The organism is Gaoshiqia sp. US2 (assembly GCF_059705485.1).
Genome location: NZ_AP048550.1, coordinates 1631175 through 1650521 on the forward strand (window position 1 = coordinate 1631175; position 19347 = coordinate 1650521).

12 protein-coding genes are annotated in these 19347 nt (G+C 47.0%); 6 read left to right on the forward strand and 6 right to left on the reverse strand.

Annotated features, from left to right (window positions below; translation table 11 throughout):
* Window positions 1–29 precede the first annotated feature (29 nt).
* The 6 genes from AC6H3C_RS06435 to AC6H3C_RS06460 all read right to left on the reverse strand — a co-directional run bounded on the left by AC6H3C_RS06435 (window position 30) and on the right by AC6H3C_RS06460 (window position 9565).
* Window positions 30–926, reverse strand: coding sequence for a DUF6807 domain-containing protein (locus tag AC6H3C_RS06435; protein ID WP_497519867.1), 897 nt, complete (start codon window positions 924–926; stop codon window positions 30–32).
* Window positions 923–2188 carry a DUF6807 domain-containing protein gene (locus AC6H3C_RS06440; protein ID WP_497519868.1) on the reverse strand — a complete coding sequence of 422 codons (1266 nt, stop codon included), beginning with the start codon at window positions 2186–2188 and terminating at the stop codon, window positions 923–925. Before AC6H3C_RS06440 ends, AC6H3C_RS06435 begins: the two co-directional genes overlap by 4 nt.
* Before the next feature lie 192 nt (window positions 2189–2380).
* A complete protein-coding gene (locus tag AC6H3C_RS06445; RefSeq protein WP_497519869.1) occupies window positions 2381–4264 on the reverse strand; it encodes a RagB/SusD family nutrient uptake outer membrane protein in 1884 nt (627 codons plus the stop codon).
* Window positions 4265–4284: 20 nt separating this feature from the next.
* Window positions 4285–7701 (reverse strand): SusC/RagA family TonB-linked outer membrane protein, encoded by a 3417-nt coding sequence (locus tag AC6H3C_RS06450; RefSeq protein ID WP_497519870.1) that lies wholly within the window; start codon window positions 7699–7701, stop codon window positions 4285–4287.
* A 141-nt stretch (window positions 7702–7842) separates the two neighbouring features.
* Window positions 7843–8874, reverse strand: coding sequence for a FecR family protein (locus tag AC6H3C_RS06455; RefSeq protein ID WP_497519871.1), 1032 nt, complete (start codon window positions 8872–8874; stop codon window positions 7843–7845).
* An 88-nt stretch (window positions 8875–8962) separates the two neighbouring features.
* Window positions 8963–9565: an RNA polymerase sigma factor gene (locus AC6H3C_RS06460; protein ID WP_497519872.1), complete on the reverse strand. Its 603-nt coding sequence runs from the start codon at window positions 9563–9565 to the stop codon at window positions 8963–8965.
* A gap of 162 nt (window positions 9566–9727) precedes the next feature.
* Here AC6H3C_RS06460 and AC6H3C_RS06465 point away from each other — a divergent pair, with 162 nt between their 5' ends.
* The 6 genes from AC6H3C_RS06465 to AC6H3C_RS06490 all read left to right on the forward strand — a co-directional run bounded on the left by AC6H3C_RS06465 (window position 9728) and on the right by AC6H3C_RS06490 (window position 19319).
* On the forward strand, window positions 9728–10618 hold the full coding sequence (locus tag AC6H3C_RS06465) for an AraC family transcriptional regulator (RefSeq protein WP_497519873.1): 891 nt from the start codon (window positions 9728–9730) through the stop codon (window positions 10616–10618).
* A 160-nt stretch (window positions 10619–10778) separates the two neighbouring features.
* A complete protein-coding gene (locus tag AC6H3C_RS06470) occupies window positions 10779–12335 on the forward strand; it encodes an acyl-CoA dehydrogenase family protein (protein ID WP_497519874.1) in 1557 nt (518 codons plus the stop codon).
* Window positions 12277–14142 carry a tetratricopeptide repeat protein gene (locus AC6H3C_RS06475; protein WP_497519875.1) on the forward strand — a complete coding sequence of 622 codons (1866 nt, stop codon included), beginning with the start codon at window positions 12277–12279 and terminating at the stop codon, window positions 14140–14142. The genes AC6H3C_RS06470 and AC6H3C_RS06475 overlap by 59 nt, the downstream gene beginning before the upstream one ends.
* Window positions 14143–14326: 184 nt before the next feature.
* On the forward strand, window positions 14327–15487 hold the full coding sequence (locus tag AC6H3C_RS06480) for a vanadium-dependent haloperoxidase (protein ID WP_497519876.1): 1161 nt from the start codon (window positions 14327–14329) through the stop codon (window positions 15485–15487).
* Between the two features lie 179 nt (window positions 15488–15666).
* Window positions 15667–17832, forward strand: coding sequence for a YccS family putative transporter (gene yccS / locus AC6H3C_RS06485; RefSeq protein WP_497519877.1), 2166 nt, complete (start codon window positions 15667–15669; stop codon window positions 17830–17832).
* Window positions 17833–17948: 116 nt separating this feature from the next.
* Window positions 17949–19319 carry a dipeptidase gene (locus AC6H3C_RS06490; RefSeq protein ID WP_497519878.1) on the forward strand — a complete coding sequence of 457 codons (1371 nt, stop codon included), beginning with the start codon at window positions 17949–17951 and terminating at the stop codon, window positions 19317–19319.
* Window positions 19320–19347 lie beyond the last annotated feature (28 nt).

Sequence of the window (19347 nt, forward strand, 5' to 3'; positions counted from 1 at the left end):
GGGGTTAAATAAGATGAAGGTTCCATTGCTTATTCTTTTGCATACTCTTTAAATTTTTCAGCAATTCCGGCTGTTTCGTGCGAACCGGTGTGAACCAGCACGCGGTATTTCAGTTTGATTTGTTCGCCTTTTTTCAGTGTGGTTTCCCGATCGTTTTCGGGCCAGAACATGGGTGTCGGCGAAAAGAACCCGTAGTCGCGTGTAAACCAGGGCGAGGGAAACCATTTGTTGGACGGATGTTGCAGAATGGCCAAACCTTCCAACTTGTCGCCACGGTTTCCGTAACAATCGATCCAGGCCGACGCTTTCCCGAAGGTGGCTTTTTCACCCTGTTCGCCTTCGGCATTGATCATCGTTCCGCCGTTAATCACCGCCAAATCCGGATCCATGCGCCCGCTAAACAGCGAGTGGTTGGTTTTTTCAATGTGCACGTCCAGCAACATCTCCATCGTGATTTCAAAATCAAGTTGAAATAGTTCGTTGGAAGGAGCTGAAACGGTAATCACCCGGGTGTCTTTAATTGGCGCCGAAGCCCCGGGCCGTTTCCAGATACATTCGTCGGTGATGACAACCCGGTCGCCTCCCGATTCGGTAATTTCGGCATGGAGCGAAACTATCTGACCGCGGTCAATGCCTTCCTGCCAGTAATTGCCGCCGTTCACTTTGTCGCAACCAAAAAACAGCGAACTGTGGTGCGGGTAATTGCTGTTTCGCATAGAGGTGACGCTTGCACCCGAAGGGCCGTTCACCGGGTAAAAGAAGGGGTATTTTTCTTCTTCGGAAAAAATATAGGAGGTGAACAGGTTGTTGTTGATGCTGATATCGATCTTCGATCCGTGTTTCACTGCGCTGATTTTTGACTGTGACTGCGCCGGCAAACTGAAGATAATCAGTACCAGCAAACTGAATAAGTTAATTCGTTTCATTTGCTCTGGTTTCGTTTAGTTTCTATAATTTGTACGACAGGCGGATAGGCAAAGTCTTGCCAATATTGTTCGGCTTGCGCGGCTGACAATTCGCCGTCAAATAGCAATAAACGGTACTTTTGCGAGTAGGTTTTGCCCTTTTCAATCACCCAGTCGTTGTGGCGGATGGGGCAAAACTCGAAGTACATATCTCCTCTTCCGCCGTTGGCGTCGATGGGCCACACGCGCATAGGTTCGGGAAATTCGCGGTTCGAAGGGTGTCCCATAAACAGGATGCCGCTTCGTCCGGAGGTTGATTCTCCTTCAACGACACACCAGCGGGCTTTGGTACCGTCGGCCGTGAGGCGGTCGTGCCCTTCGGAAGTGAGGACAGAACTGTTTTCTTTGGTCCATTTTTCGGTAGCCCGGAAACCGATTCCACCTCCGTAACGGTAGGCATCCAGCAGGATACCCGAATCAAGCGGGCAGTTCAGCAGGCTGGTATAATCAACCAGCCGGGCTTTTTCAGGCAAACTGGCGTTCCAGACGTTCACCTCCAGTATTTCACTGAGGGCGACCTGGTCGGCGCCCTTCGCCCCGAAGTCGATGTGCTGCTGCAAGGCGCTGAAACCACTGAAAACAGGGCCTTCCGTTTCATCCACAAAATTGGCAAAACGAACGGTTCCTTCGCCTTTCATCAGGTTCCAGAAATCGACCTCGCGATTGTCGATGTGCGTTTTGGTCCACGGTCCCCAAATGCCGTAATGATGGTAATGGTCGGGCGCCTGAATGCGCGTCAGCACCTCGCCGCCCGGTGACCACAGCGGATGAATAAAACCGGACCGTTTAAAAAGCGGGTCAACCCCATCGGGTGGAAAAACCTCGTTGAACTGGTAATTCAGGATGGGTTTTTCACCGGAAAAAAATTGCAATCCCCGGTGATCTTTTTTCAGACGGATGGGCGCAACGGAAGAAACAGGTTCAGCGGTTCGCAGGACATAGTCGCGGCTTTCGCCTTTTTTCAGTTCACCATCCAGGATAAACCACAAGCGTTGGGAGGCCGGCTCCAACTGGCTGGCGACAGGGGTTTCCTTTTTGCCATCGGTTCTGAAAAGTTGGAAAGAGGCATTGTTCAGCTCCAGCCCGGCGGATGACAGATCGGCGCTCACCGGGCAGTTGGCACGATTAAAATCGCCGGCAAAAACTTTCAACCGGAGCTGCTGCTGGGCGAAAATTGTAGTTGCTCCCAGTAGGCATAAAAAAGTGATAAAATAATATTTCATTGTCTGTATAATTCGATAGAAGTTAAAAATACCATAAATAATTAGCTGAAGCCAGTATTATTTTTGCAGGTATCGATATCATTTTTACTGAATAACAATCCGATAGAATGATTAAAAGAAACAGAACTCCAACCTTGCAGTTTTATTTTAACCGTCAGGTTGGAGTTGTAGTACAAAAAGGTTGTCAAGAGGTTAGAGATCGTCTTCCTCCGGGATTGAATTCAGAGCTTCCACGTTATTTTCGTAGCCGTCGTAACCATAGTTTTGATTCAAAACGCCTTTGGTATTAGTGCTGATAGCAGCCTGAGGAATAGGCCATAGAACATGATAGGGGCTCATGGTATATTCCTGCCCGTTGTTTGCTTTTACATTTTTGTTGTAGAAATCGGTATGTTCCATTACCCGGTCGTAAAAGAAATTTTTCGTGCCGAAATCAGCTATGGTATATGAACTTCCCCGATATGATTTTCCGGTCTGGGCAAAAAGGAATGCCATTCTTGACAATTCAGTCTTACGTGGTTCTTCCCAGAAAAGCTCGCGGGCGCGTTCATCCAGAATGGTTCCGATATCAAAAACAGATAGATCGGTATACGGAGTACATCCAGCGCGGGTTCTGACGGCATTTACATCAGCCATTGCCAACGCTGTTTCACCTTTCCACCAATAAGCCTCTGCGCGTAACAAGTACGTTTCGGCCAAGCGGAAAACATACCAATCGTATGATCCGCCCTGTGGTTGAGTACGGCGTGGGTCGGGGTTGTAAATTTTGTAATGTGGCCAACCAAACCAGTTTCGGATGGTGTCGGTTGTTGCGATTTGTCCGTTTTCCCGGTAAAGTTGCAGGGTTTTGTTGTAATAATTGCTTTTGCCTTTCAGGTTGGCATGATTGTAAACCAGATCTTCCATATTCATCCAGTTATATCTCTTGTGCCGCAGATCGTTGGGGTCGTCCCAAATCTTTTTGGTGTGGTAAGACGTTCCACGCGCCCGTCCGATGCCCCGGCCAAAAGTTTCAACCAACCTGATTTCCTGGTTGGCAAGGTCCGAAGTGCCGGGACCAAAACCATCGGGAGTGTATAGCATGTTGGAATTGGATACGCCCCAGAAAGGAACCGCTTGACGCATCACCTGCAGGTCGAGTCTTGAATCAACAAGTTCCTCTCTCGACAGCACCATAAAAAGAACTTCTTTATTGGCTGCAATCGGCTTATTCTGCCACCAGTGAAGACGCGAAACGACATCATCGCGTACAATGCCCATGTTCGTCAGGTAAGTGCCGTCTTCTTTGGGGATACTGCCAAACGGTTGGGTCATCAGACTATGAACACCTCCGTCAATTACCGAGGAGGCGGATGCGATGGCTTTATCAAATTCACCCAAGGCCAGGTTTATTTTTGTCAACAAATGGGCTGCTGCGCCTTTGTTTACCCGCCCCCTGTCTACATTATCAGAACACCATTGGACTGCAAATTCCATATCTTTTTGTATTTTTCGCAGGATCACTTCTCTTTTTGTAGAGTAAAAATCAAGTTTAGGTTCCTTGATTTCCCGTCCAATAAACGGAATATCTCCGAATTGCTGTGTCAGACGGTAATAGCGAAATGCCCTGTGGAAATAGGCTGAACCCAAAACAGCATTCCGCTCGGCTTCGTCCTTGTATGTGGCATCATCAATGCGGTTAATTACCACGTTGGCATATTTGATTCCTTTATAACCTTCGTACCAGTACCAACCAATTTTATTGTAGTCGGTGTGGTTTAGTTGTGACGTTGGAGTAATCTGGATGTTCAGGTTTTGGGCTGGTCCGGGTTTATCTGTCGTGCCCTCCACACAGACTTCTGAAAAAACAAGTTCGGTAATGATGGGCGCTCCGTCACCATACCATTCGTAACGCATGTTTCGTTCACATGCCGTAAGAGCCGCATACATTCCCCTGGCATCAATCAGGGCATTTTCGGGGGCAAAAAAAGACAGCGGTTTCGGATCGAGCCAATCTTCGTTGCAGCCAATTGTTCCGAAGATAAACGAAACAATAAGCAGTAGGCGGTAAGGAAAATGGATATGTTTTGTTTTCATAATTGTCATCTTTGTGTTAATTACAGTGTTAAGTTAACTCCTAAGGTGAAATAGCGTGGATTTGGTCCGCTGTTTTCCGGATCCCAGAATTCCCATTCAGGAGCCCACCAACCTACATTTCGGATGGTCCCGTATACTTTCAGGTTCATTATTTGTAACCTGCTCAGAATTGAAGAAGGCACATTGTATGCAAGAGAAATATTATCAAGACGAATAAATGAGCGGTCTCTCCAAACATCAAATACGGCGCCCCCTTCGGCTGAATAAATACGGGCATAGTCGTTATACGGAGTTTCAGGCGTCCAGAAAGGGAGCTTGTAGGAATTGACTCTTTCGGGGAAACTATCCCGATTTTTTGCTGAATTCATGGTTCCTTTGTGTCCCCAGTAAGAATAGAGCATGAAGGAAGCGTTAAAGTGTTTTAAGAAGTTGAATTCGTGGCGCATGTTCCATCGGAAGCGAGGCTCTTTATAACCCAAAAATTCTTTATCTATGTTGTTAATCACGCCATCGTCATTTACATCTTTTAGCTTGAAGTCACCGGGAAATTGTCCGTATCGTGCAGCCTGGGTTTCTTCGCCCACCTGCCATACGCCGACGATCCGGGGTTGCCAGATTACATCAATGGGTTTGCCAATAAACCAGTTATTGGTGTAATCATCAGCCTTTTTTTGTCCGATTACATTGCCGTCAGTGTTAAGGACGTCAACCATGTCGCCATATAAACTGACAATTTCATTTCTGTTAAGCGTGAAATTGACGTTGGCATTCCAGCTAAAGTTCTGGCGTTTTATAATTCGGGAATTTAAAACAATTTCGACCCCGTGATTCTTTACTTTTCCCAGGTTTGTTGCAACAGAACTAAATCCCAAGATGTCGGGCAGAGCGCGGTCAACCAATACATCTTTGGTCTGAGCAATATAATATTCAAATGAGCCGTCAAATATTCCATCCAAAATAGAGTAATCCAGACCGAAGTTCAATGATTCGGTTTGTTCCCATTTCAAGTTGGGATTAGCCATTCGATTGACATATAATTGTGTGCCCTCGTAAACTGTCCCCGAACCGGTTTGATAAGGATATTTCCCGGTAGTCATGTCCGATAATCCGTCGTAACGGCCAATAGCCCGGTTACCGTTGCTTCCCCATGACAAACGAAGTTTTCCGTAAGTAAGAAATTTATTCGTAAACATTCCTTCATCAGTAAATACCCACCCCAGCGCCGCTGAAGGGAAGTAGCCATACGGATGGTTTTCTCCAAATGCCGAGAAACCGTCCCGGCGCATGGTGAGGGTTAGCATATATCGGTCTTTTAATGAATAGAATAATCGTCCCATCAGTGCATTGCCTGTTTCGTATTCATCGTTGCTGGTTATTTGAAATGAGGTGCCAGCTCCCGCCTGCATACGGTGGAACCCAAGAGCATCAGTTGGTTGAAAATCCTGGGCCGACATATAATTTTCCCAGCTTTGCAGCTTTTCTGCATTAATCAGCAAGGTAACATCGAATTTATGAACACTGTTAAAAGTTCGGTTCCATTTGATCAGGTTGTCTATTTGCCAGCTGTAAACTTTATTTTGAAGGCGTTTGGCCTGCCCTCCAAATTTTCCCCATTCTTCGTGGAGGGCCGACTGGTGATTCATGAATTCATACCACTCAAAGCGCGGAGCAAAATTCATTTGATAGGAAATATTGAACGGCAGCTTAATCTGAGCATAGAGCGTGCTGATCAACGTGTTGTAGACACGACGTCGTTCCTGGAATTGCATGTCGTATAACGGGTGTTTGGCACCCCGTCCAAGATCATCGACAGGACTGATTCGCAGCGTGACACCATCGTCCATGTAAATAGCGCCCCAGGGAGAATTATTGATTATTTTTCCCCAGTCTGCCTGGATGGTCGGATCCGGATTGGATCCATCGCTGTTCCGGCGGTTCATTTTACTTTCATCACGGTTTGAAAATTGGGTGTTTATTCCTACCGACAGCCAATCGGTTACTTTCGCATCCAGATTAATTCGGCTGCGGATCGTTTGATAACCATCGCCCACAATAACTCCTTCATTATTATTATACCCCATCGAAACATAGTAAGTAATGTCTTCTTTTTGTCCCGAAAGAGAAATATTATGATCCTGACGTAAGCCGTTTTGGAAAACCATATCCGTCCAATCGACTGAATTACCGGCTTTATAATTGGCAATTTCAACCGGAAGTAATCCTATCCGGGCAAGCCAGATGTCTGTCAAATCACCTGAAGCTCCATCACGCCACATTTCCTCGGTGATACCACCCTGAAGTTTTGTAGGATCTTCGAACTTGTATAACTTATCTCTCACATTGGCGTTACTGGAATACATATTCAATGATTTCATCACCTGAGTTCGCCATTCCAAAAATTCATGTGGTTTGTAAACTTCCTGCATGGTGGCCATCGTGGCCAGACCAAGACTGGAGTTAATATTGATCACCGGTTTTCCTTTTTTACCCTTTTTCGTGGTAATGAGAATAACGCCATTTGCTGAACGCGCCCCATAAACAGCTGCTGAAGAGGCATCTTTTAAAACGTCAATCGATTCAATGTCATTTGGGTTTATATCTTCAACGCCTCCTTGGTAAATAACGCCGTCCAGAACAATTAGCGGGCTCGACCCTGCCTTTAATGTATTGTCGCCTCTGATCTCGAAACTGCCACCTCCTTTAGCGTTGGTTTCAAAGCCAACCTGAAGTCCTGCAATATTTCCACGTAATAGATCCTGAACGGATTGTGGTTTTTCGTTTGCTAATTGCTCCGCTTTTACTGAAGAAACAGAACCAGTGAGATCACTTTTTTTCATCGTTCCGTAACCAATGGCGACAACTTCTTCGAGGCCAATCAGATCCGGTTCCAGAGTAACATTCACCACAGTCCGATTGGCAATCGATTCTTCGACGGTTTTCATCCCGATAAAGGAGAATACCAGGTATTCGGCGCCGACAGGCGCATCCAACTGAAATTTCCCGTCCAGATCGGTAATCGTTCCTTGCGTTGTATTTTTTACCACAACAGTAACTCCTAACAGTGGCTGCCCGTTGCTCTCAATGACTCTGCCACTGATTTTCCGTTGTTGACTGGTCGAGAAAAAATCATTAGCGTTGTCCACGGTTAAAATAATCTGACGATCGCTGATCACATAACGGATAGCGGTTCCTTCAAGAACGGCATCGAGAACCTGTTCAATATTTTTATCTTTTACCAAAACACTCACCTTTCGGCTCATGTCAATCAAATTCTGGTTGAACAGAAAATAGAACTCCGATTGATTTTCAATCTCGTCAAGCACTTTACCCAGGCTGGTGTTTGACATGGACAGATTCAGTTTCGTTTGCTGGGAATACAGGTCGGTCGCAAAAATCTGAGAAACACAGACCAATAGCAGAAATAAAGTCAGACGCATAATTCGTAACTTTTTTTTAAGACTATGGAGCATAGTCTTGCATGTTGAGTTTTTTTTCATAAATTCAAATGTTTAACTGGTTAGACATCAGATTAAATGTTAATTATGACGGGACAGCGGTACCAGCGCTGCCCCGTTTTTTTAATTTCTGTAGCTGATAATTACTTTTTGTTTTTCATAGATTCCGTTAATAGTTTTAGGTTCAACAATTTGATAGCTTATCGGAACAGACATCGACAAGAGGGCAAGGACTCGTTCCAGCGATTCATTTTTAAAGGTAGCCCGGAAGGGGATGATCTCCAGGGCACGGTCCTGAAGGATGATGTCGGTGTTGTACCAAAGGCCCAGGCGGGCGGCTACTTCAAACAAGGGCGTGTTGCGGAACACGAGAAGACCGTCTTTCCACGAGGTGAAAAAATTGGTGTCGCCCGAATAAATAACCGACGAGTTTCTCACTTTGTCCATAACCAGGCGTTGGTTGGGAACCAGAGTCTCATCGATCCTGAATTTTTCCCAGCTAACCTGCACAGAGCCTTCCTCGAGCGATACTTCAACTTTGGGCCAAAAGGGGTAGGCTAACACGTTGAACTGGGTTCCCAGGGCCTCCACTTCAATTCCGTCGGCATGAACGACAAAAGGAGCGTTCGGATCTTTTTTGACATCAAACCAAGCCTCGCCCGATAATTCAATGTGCCTGTTGTTGGCGAATTGAACGGGGTATTTGATGCGCGAATAGCTATTTAGCCAGCCGGTGGTGCCGTCGGGTAAATTGAATTTTGTGCGTGTACCCGGAGGACAATAGATCTCGGCATACACATCCTGACCAGATGTCAATCCTTTCCATTGAATAAAAAAATAAGCTGAAGCAAGGAACAGGGGGAGGAGTAAAATTGCAGCCGCGCGGTTGAACGATCTCGCGAACCGGTTTACAAACCTTCTTTTTTCCTGCTGTTTCTTTAACAGGATCTCTTCCCTGATACGAAGCTGTAGTTTTTTACAGGCCTCGTCCGATAAGGAATCTCGATCGTCAGCATGCCAGCTTTCCTTCAGCATTCCGTTCAGATTTTTAAATTCTTCCCCGCTTTCAAATAGCCGTAAAACTTCCAGATAGTCGGCTTTTGAATAGCGGTTATCCAGGAAATTTCTGAATGCCTGATGAGAGTTCTTTGTCATGTTTTTCGTACTACTTTCTGTAAGCAGTATCAAAAAAATGACTTAGCCCCCTATTCAATGGTTGAATTTTTTTACAAGACCGGGATTTTTATGAAAATTTGAGCGTTATATTCCTGATGGTAAATAAGATCAGGTTTTTGATATTTTTGTTGTAAAAGGCATCCCGCAATGATTTAATTGCAGCTGTGATTTGATTTTCGACAGTTTTTGGCGATAAATTCAGATAATTGGCCACTTCGTTCACGGTAAGCCCTTCTTTTTTGTGAAGTAGAAAAATCTCTTTTCTTTTTTCAGGAAGCTTTTCGATTTGCTGGTCGAGAATCTGAAGATACCGGGAGAAATCTTTTTGATCTTCCTGTGATTGCTCGTGTAACACATCGTAAAACTCAACTTTAAACTTGTCCTCTTTTGCTTTATTCAGGAACGATTTCCGGATGTCGTTTAACGCGATTGTAAACAGATAAGCATTAAATTTTTGTTGCGGATCGATACGTTTTCGTTTCTCCCAGACTTTCAAAAACACGAGTTGGACAATTTCTTCGGCTTCGGGCTGTGATTTTAAAATTTTGTAAGAGAAGCGAAACAACTCTTTTGAATATTTTTCAAATAAATAATCAAAAGCATAAATTTCTCCTTCCCGCAACGATTGCAGAATTTCTTCCTCCTGAATATTGATTTCTTTTATGCTCACTTTAACCAAACAAACGATCGAAGAAATTTAGAGACTTTAATTGAGATGGTAAATATAATAGAAAACATAAATAAGCAAATAATATCCTGTTTATAAACATGGCTGTCAATAATATCTTTACCGATGTCTGTATTATTTTTGCTTTCACAAAATCAATGGTCCATGAAAATCATGCACGAGCAACTGGCCTTTGTCGGGCCGGGTTCCATTAAGGTGAAGTGGGACGATTTTCCGCATTTTACTTTTCCCTGGCATTTTCATGCCGAATACGAACTGGTGTATGTCATCAAAAGCTTTGGAAAAAGGTTTGTAGCCGATCATGTTGAAGATTTCGGGGAGGGCGACCTGGTGTTGCTTGCCCCCAATTTACCACATTTCTGGAAAAATGATGAACTGTTTTTTACCGGTGATCCGAACTACCGGGTGAACGCCATCGTGATTCATTTCCCGGTTGATTTTTTTAAGCATCAGATCGATGCCTATGCCGAATTTTATTCGATCCGTGAGTTGCTGAAACGGGCATCGCGTGGAATCAGTTTTGGCGAAACCGTGAGCAGGACGCTGGATGCCGACCTGAAAAAGATGCTTAAACTCAAGGGTCTCGACCTGATTCTGCATTTTATGAAAGTTTTGGGAAAGCTGTCGGGCGCCGCTCAGTATAAGCAACTGGCCAGCGAGAGCTACAAACCCGATTTACAGGATTGGTCGGGTAGCCGGCTGGATAAAGTGATGCACCTGATTAATTCGGAATACCTGCAACCCGTTCGCCTGGATGAGATCGCCGGTAAGATTGGCATGAACGTCAGCGCTTTTTGCCGCTACTTTAAAGAAAAAACAGGTAAGTCGTTTGTCGGATTTGTGAATGAAATGCGTATCGGGTACGCATGCCGGCTGTTGCTCGAAGGGCATCAGACCATCTCCTGGATTTGCTTTGAAAGCGGCTTTAACAACCTTTCCAATTTTAATCGTTGTTTCAAAAAGAAAACCGGTTATACGCCGGTCAGTTACCGGAACCAGTTTCATAAAGCCAATCAAACTCAGCCGCTGGTCTAACCCACGGCAGCTTAAACGCAAGGAGACTTGAGCCGACAGAACTTGCCTGCGACACATAATTTCCGTCATTCTAAATAACTCAGGCAGAGAACAAACAGCAAATGTGAATGTTATTGTTTTTGCACAGGTAATATTTGCCTGCTGAAACAGATATTGAAGAATGGAAGAATTAATTTTAAATGACAGGCTCAATGTGAAGAGCCAATCTCACCGGGTGGAGCCAATCCAGCAGTTTTTAGAGAAACTGAAACTCAAGATGAGACAAGTTTATCACCTTCGCGGCGATGTTAATCAATATGCCCAGCAACGCGGGCTTCCGCCTTTTGTTTTACGCGAAATCATGGAAAGCAATCCGCTTTCTATTGGTATTCCCGAAGAATTTGGCGGCCGTGGCGCGTTGATTCACGAAAACCTGGCTTTACTGGAAGCGGCTTCCTACGAATCGCTGGCCCTGTCGCTGACTTTCGGCATTAACTCGGCCTTGTTTTTACAGCCTGTTGCCAAGTATGCCCGTCACGAGGTGAAAGCGCCTATTTTTAAGCGTTTCCTGGAAGATAAAAACATGGGTGGTTTGATGATTACCGAGCCCGATTACGGCAGTGATGCGTTAAATATGCAGACATCGTACACCGAAGAAAAATATTACTACCAACTGCAAGGAAAAAAACACTGGGCCGGTTTAACCGGTTGGGCCGAATACTGGTTGCTGACCGCGCGTCAACAGACGCAGAACGGCGATCTTCAGCGCGATATCGACTTTTTTATTTGCGATGTCACCCAGCCGGAACAGGGAATTAAGGTGGAAGAGTTTTACGATAACCTCGGTCTTTACCAGATTCCCTACGGCCGTAACCACATCGATGTAAAAATTCCGAAAATGCACAAGCTGCAACCCGAATCAACAGGCGTAAAAATGATGCTGGATTTGCTTCATCGCAGCCGGATGCAGTTTCCGGGTATGGGAATGGGCTTTATTCATCGGATGCTGGATGAAGGATTAAATCATTGTAAACAACGTTTGGTGGGAGGAAAGAGCTTGTTCAGCTACGACCAGGTACAGGAACGTTTGTCCAAGTTGCAGGCATCCTTTACGGTTTGTTCGGCCATGTGTGCCAACAGCGCGAAAAAGGCCGGGCTGGATAATGACCTGACCGGAATAGGTATCGAAGCCAACGCTGTAAAATCGGTTGTTACCGACCTGATGCAGCAAACAGCCCAATCGCTCACCCAGTTGATTGGCGCCAAGGCCTACCGCTTGAGCCATGTAGCCGGTCGCGGGATTACCGACAGCCGTCCGTTCCAGATCTTTGAAGGATCGAATGACATTTTGTATGCTCAGATTTCGGAAGGGATTGTGAAACAGATGAAGCGGCTAAAAGAAAATAACCTGTTCCAGTTTCTGAAAGCGAACCCGCTCACCAACCGTTCGGCCGATGAACTAAAAGGGCTGTTTAATTTCAACCTGAACATGCAACTACCCCAAAGGAAACTGGTAGAATTGGGGCAGGTGATTGGTCGTGTAATTTCAATGGATATGGTCCATAAATTGGCCGATGAAGGTTTCCGACGCGATTTGATTGACGGCGGGATCCATATGCTACAGCAGGAAATACAACAGTTGATGAGTAATTTTTCGTTCACGAACGATGATAAAATAGTTGAAGATTACCAGGAAAACAGTTCGTGGCTGCAACTGGCGCTGGCGAAGGCAAAATAACACCTGTTTGTTGGTTTTTCCCGTTCCCATGCAAAATGAACATCATATTACGCTGACTGTCTTTCTGTTCGAAGATCTTTCTCCGCAAAGGGAACTGAGCGTGTTCTGCCGCGCTTTCAGCGATGACCTGATTACCGAACTTTCCCGTTTCAGGCAATTCCGGGTGATCAAATTTTTGCAGGCTGCCTGGGACGGCGATCCCGGCAGATTACCTGAAACATTAAAAGGCGGTTATTTTGTTCAGGGCAGCTTCCGGGGCGAAAATGAAACGGCGCTCGTACATGTGCAGCTTTATGACAGCGACAGCGGCTACTTGGTATGGGGTGACCGGTTAGAGGGCAAACTGACCGGACTCAGCCAAATGCAGGACAAACTGCTAAGAAGAGTGGTTGCCGTCCTGCAACAACAAATTGACCTGGACCTGCTTTCGAAGATCCGGCAACGGCCTAAAGTGGCATTCAGTGCTTATGAACATTGCCTGTACGGGATGGAAGAGCTAAAAAAGGCAACGGTGGAAGCAGACTTGAAAGCCCGCGAACATTTTGAAAAAGCCTTGCAAATCCAACCCGATTATGCGTTGGCATGTACCGGGATGTCTTTATCCTATTTTAACGAATGGACCTGCCAGCTTTGGGACCGGTGGGAGGTGAGTAAAACGGGCGCTTACGAGTGGGCGCAAAAAGCCATTGAACTGGACGAACAGAATCATATCATTGCGATGGTGCTGGGCCGGATTTTTTTGTATGAAGGTTCCTACAGTACTGCCGAGTATTATTTCAGAAGGTCATTGATGCTCAATCCCAACGATCCCGATACGCTTTTCGCCATATCGCTTTATTTTGTACACTTGGGATTGAGCAGGGAGGCCCTGGAATTATATGAAAAGGGTCTGCAATTGCACCCCCTGTATGCCGGCAACCATTTCAGGCTCGGGGGAGTCATGTATTTCGAATTGGGCGAGTACGAAAAGGCTGCTTTGTTTATCGAACAACACGCCATCGGAAAGCCGGGAATCGCCGATAAAGATGCTTATTGCGCGGCAGTTTATTATCACCTGAAGCAGTATGATAAAATGCAGCTATACTGGAATGCTTTTTTGGATACTTACAAAAGACTGATTAGCAAAGGCAGGGAATTTGACCAGCAGGAAGCAATTGACTGGATTTTGAAGCTGAACCCGCACCGGCACAAAACCCATCTCGAAGAATTTTTACAATTTATCAGCAACGGAAGCTTCAAAGAATATCCAGTCCAGAAATCTATGCCAAAAAAAGAAGCATTGGAATGTTATTTCCTTAAAAATTCAACAGCTTGGAAATTTACTTTTGAGGGATATACGGTGCAAACACCGGAAGTGAAAGGGTATTATGATCTTCAAAAGATGCTCACGCAACCCCGTCAGTTATTTCATTGTGCCGAACTAATGGGGAACATTTTGGACGATTCGGGCGAAAAGCTGATCGATGAAAAAGCCCGCCAACAATACCAGAAGAAAATTCTCGAACTTCAAAATGACATTGAAGAAGCCGAACAATACAGCGATTTCGCCCAACTGGAAAAACTTCAGGAAGAATACGACCGGCTGATCGACCATTTGTCAGGCTCGCTAAACCTGAAAGGCAAGGCCCGAAAAACAGGCGGCGCGGTCGAAAAGGCAAGGGCGGCAGTCACCTGGCGCATACGTAATGCCATTGCCCGTATCGAACAACATCATCCGACGCTGGGTGCACATCTTTCCAATGCCGTAAAAACCGGCACGCTTTGCTCTTATAAACCCGACCGCGAAATTCAGTGGATCACTTCGTAAGGCGGCATTCCCTTACATTGTAAGTTATAAACTTACGCTTTTGAGGGTGTAATCAATTTAAAAAATGAAACACCATGAAAAAGAGTATTTTTATGCTTACAGTTTTAACAAGTATTTTCGTTGCCTCTTGTATTAAAGAGACACACAACAACCCCCGCCCAGGATATTGGCCAACGAGGTCATTTTGAAATGGAACGAGGTAGCCTATCAAGCTTATGGCGGGGAAACTTATCTGAATTCGGTGATGGCTTCAAGGATTAATGCCATGACACACCTCGCCATGCACGATGCTTTAAATGCCGTCGATCCCGTGTATTCATCTTACGCCTTCACAGGCCGCGATGCCGATGCCAACCCCATCGTTGCGGCGGCCTGCGCTGCTCACACGGTGTTGGTGCACGAAATTCCTGACGGGAAGCAATTTCTGGATTCTGTATTACAGCAAACATTGACAACGGTCGCCGATGGCGAGGCGAAAGACCGGGGTATCCTGTTGGGGAAAGGAGTGGGCCAGGCAATCATTGAGTCCCGCGAAAACGATGGTTCCGCCGGAAATCCTTTCGCTCCGGTGCCCCCGTCAACGATTCCAGGCGCTTATCAGGTGGTACCTCCTTTCGATTTTGTGTTTGCCCCTTTTTGGACAGATGTAAAACTTTTCGGACTGCAAAGCAAAGACCAGTTTCGTTCAGCCATGCACCCTTCACTCGACAGTAATGAATACGCGGAAGCTTTCAATGAAGTAAAAGAAGCCGGTAAAGCAACCAGCGACACCCGAACCGCTGACCAAACGGCCACAGCCCACTTCTGGTACGAGTTTTCTGAAGCCGGCTGGAACCGGGTTGCACGCATTACCGCAAAAAACAAAAAATTAAGCTTATGGGAAACGGCCAGATTGTTTGCATTGCTGGATATGGCGATGGCCGATGCCTACATCGCCGGATGGGACTCCAAGTTCCATTACAATTTGTGGCGCCCCTATACGGCTATCCGCAACGCTGGGACCGATGCCAACGAACAAACCGCTGAAGACCCGCTTTGGGAACCGCTCATGCCGACCCCTCCAGTTCAGGATTATCCATCGACCCACAGCGCCCTGGGAAATGCAGCGGCGACTGTACTGGGAAGCATTTTGGGCGACCAAACTCCTTTTAGCATGAGTTCGCCGACAGAGCTGCCCGGAAGTAACCCGAGAAGTTTTACCGGTTTTAAGCAGGCGGCCAACGAAAACGTCAATTCACGGGTAATGGCCGGCATTCACTTCCGTTTTGCCTGTGACGCGGGACAGGAAATGGGCGACAAAGTTGCCAGGTGGATGATAGACCATCATCTTAAACCTTTGAAGTAATAGCACACGATAACCAATTTTTGATTTCCATTTTAAAAAGCTCCGGTCGCGATGGTAGACGGAGCTTTTTTGTTGTGCGCTGTGCCTGACAAATAAATGTCGGTGGAAGTCTGTTGCAGGGTAGGTAGTTGCCAGCCATTATACTATTTTTGTTTGCAGGTGCAACTCAAATTTTGTTTATGGGCCAACGGCAACATCATTTTGGGAGATCGGTGATCTTTAACCTGCTGGAAAGGCAAACCTGGTACGAGCCGGCGCGGCGGGCTTTCTGGAGCAATCCCGACCTGTTGATGGCGGCAAAAGCAACTATCGTTATGGCCTTCCTGTCCATTCCGTTTGTGCTGGCCGGTTTGCCCTTATTTGCGGTTACGCTGGCGTTGGGGGCCTTAGCCGGTGCGCTCTCCGAAACCGACGATCATCCCCGTGGGCGGGTCAAATCGCTGGGATTAAAAGTGATTAGTTTCGGAATATCAAGTCTGTCGGTTGAATTGCTCCGTCCGTACCCGGTTTTGCTGGGATTGGGTATAGCGGTCTCAACCATTGTTTTCCTCTTGCTTGGCGGGCTGAGCGAACGCTACCGGGGTGTAACCTTTGGAGCTTTGTTGGTGGGTATTTACACCATGTTGGGAGCAGATATCAGTCCGGCCTGGTATTGGCAGCCGGTATTGCTTACAGCAGGGGCTCTGGTTTACGGTATTTTCTCGTTGGCTTTACTGTATTACCGTCCCTGGCGGCTGCTCGAAGAACAACTGGCGCGTGGTTTTTTTGCCTTATCGGCCTACCTGAATGAAAAGGCCAGTCTTTTTCCCAGTAACGAAAAACTGCAGGGAGAAGTGCGTAACCGGCTTGCTTTGCTGAATGTTCAGTTGGTAACGGCGCTTGATCGTTGTAAAGAAGTATTGAACAGTTACGGGGATGCCGTGAAAGATGATGCGCAACTAAAGCCTTACCTGGAACACTTCATGTTGTTGCAAAGCCTGCACGAACGGGCGACCTCCAGCCACGAACGGTACGATCACCTGAGCAGCGATCCGGGAAACCGCGAAATCATGGAGGGGATCGGGCAATTGTTGCACCAGCTTGCCCGCGCAAGCCGGAATTTTGCATACAGCCTCCTGGTCCGTGTTCCCTATTATCATTCGGCGGCGCTCGACTGGACCGTAAAAGCGCTGAACGATCAACTCGAAAAATACAATCCGGATCCGGGGCATCCCTTGATCTTACTGGTGAGGAACCTGTCGCGGTCGAACAGTTTGCTCCGGAATCTGAATGACGATCACCGGCCAGGCCTGATACCACGGTTGGAAAAAGACAGCCGCAGTCTGAAACAACGGCTGAAAGATCAGCTCCGTTTCAGCCATCCGCGCATGAGGCACGCGATCCGGTTAAGTGTTTGCCTGCTCGCTGGATTTTGCATTTCCGAAGGTTTTTCGCTTGACAAAGGAGAATGGATTATCCTGACCAGTTTGTTCGTATGCCAGCCCAGTTACAGCGAAACCCGCCGGAAGTTGTTTCAACGTGTTTTGGGCACATTGAGCGGCGTCTTAAGCGGGGTGCTTATCGTTCAGTTACTGCCAACCGAAGCCGGGCAGTTGCTGCTGATGTTATTGGCCGCATTTGCCTTCTTTGTCTGGCTGCGCCGGAACTATGCCGTTTCGGTTGTTTTCATCACCATTTTTGTGTTATGTGCCTTTAACCTGATTTCGGACCAGGGGGTTGCCTTCATGTTTCCCCGCTTGTTCGACACGCTGATCGGCTCCGCTTTAGCCATTTTAACCGTTCGTTTGCTGTGGCCCGACTGGCAACACAAACGCCTGCCCGGGCTGCTGGCCGAAGCGTTGGCCTGCAATGCCGCTTATTTTCAGGCTATCCTGAACGAGTACCGTCAGGTTAGTACTGATGATCTCGAATACCGGATTGCCCGGCGACAGGCTCACCGGGCCGATAATGCCCTGGCGCTGGCCTGGCAGGACATGCAGGTGGAACCCCGGAAACGCAGGCAGTTCAGGGAACAAGCGTTTACCCTGACTTACCTGAACCACGCGTTGCTTTCCTACTTGTCAGCCCTTGGCGCTCACCGCGAGCCGGTAGCAAACACGAAGCCTGAAATGCTTGATCTGGCCTCGCAAATCTTAGCTGTTTTGCTGGAAACCAACCGCCTAAAACCGGGAAATACCGAAGAAAAAAACCTCAGGCTGAACGACGCCATTGCCCGGCTGAGAAGCCTGATGGCTGAACCCGATCAGCTTGTTGGCCGCCAGCAATTTACCTTGTTGTACCATATTGCAGAGGTAGCCCTGAAAATAATTGACCGGTCAAAAATTTTCGAACCGGAACGGGCATAGTCCTGCAATTAAAAAGGATCTTGCCGGATTTTTTGATTCCGATGATTGATTTCACTGGTCATTCTGAAAGGAAAACCTTATTTTTACTTTCACTGAAAAACAATAAACAGAAATACATGAACTACATTGAAGCTTACATCGAAGAACATAAAGATCGTTTTCTGGATGAACTTTTTGGTTTGATCCGCATCCCTTCCATTAGTTCCATATCGGCCCATAAACCGGATATGTACCGGGCTGCCGAGTATTGGAAAGACTTACTGCTGAAAGCGGGAGCCGACAAAGCCGAAATCTTTGAGACCGAGGGAAATCCGGTTACTTATGCCGAAAAGCTGATTGATCCGTCGAAACCAACGGTACTCATCTACAGTCACATGGATGTGATGCCGGTTGAACCGCTGGAGCTGTGGAAATCGGCTCCTTTTGAACCGGAAATCCGCGAGGGGAAAATCTGGGCACGCGGAGCCGACGACGATAAAGGGCAGGGGATGATGCATGCCAAAGCGTTTGAACTGATGGTCAGAACCAACACGCTTCCCTGTAATGTGAAATTTATGATTGAAGGAGAAGAAGAAGTTGGTTCGCCAAACCTGGGGAAATGGTGTGAACAGCACAAGGAGATGTTGAAAGCCGATATCATTCTGGTATCGGATACCACGATGATCCGGCCCGATCTGCCGACGATTACCACGGGGTTGCGCGGGTTGGCATACTGGCAGGTTGAGGTGACCGGCCCGAACCGCGACCTGCACTCCGGTTTGTTTGGCGGCGCGGTGGCCAACCCGATCAATGTGTTGTCGAAAATGATTGCCGGGATGATTGACGAAAACGGGCGGATAACGATTCCGGGTTTTTACGACGATGTGCTCGAAACCTCGGCCGAAGAACGCGCTTTACTGGCCGAATCGCCTTTTCATGAAGAAACATACAAAAAAGCTATTGATGTGGCCGAGCTAGCCGGCGAGGCCGGGTTCTCCGTCCCCGAGCGGACCGGGATTCGTCCTTCGTTTGATGTTTGCGGGATTTGGGGAGGTTATACCGGCGAGGGCGCCAAAACCGTATTGCCATCGAAAGCGTTTGCAAAGATCAGTTGCCGGCTTGTTCCAAATCAAAACCATGAGAAAATTGCCATCCTGTTTCAGGAACACTTTGAACGTATCGCCCCTAAAACGGTAAAAGTAGAGGTAAAATCGCTGCACGGCGGGCAGGCTTACGTTTGCCCGATCGACCTGCCGGCTTACCGGGCAGCCGAAAAAGCTTATATTGATGTGTTTGGCCGTCGGCCGGTGCCTTTCCGCAGCGGCGGCTCCATCCCGATTATTTCAACCTTTGAGCAAATTCTGGGTATCAAATCCATCCTGATGGGCTTTGGCCTGGAGTCGGATGCCATCCATTCACCCAACGAAAACTTTCCTCTCGAGCAGTTTTATAAAGGTATCCGGACCATTCCGTTGTTTTATAAATATTTTTCGGAGACGGCGTTGTAACCGGGATCACGGTAAATTTGGTTGAACT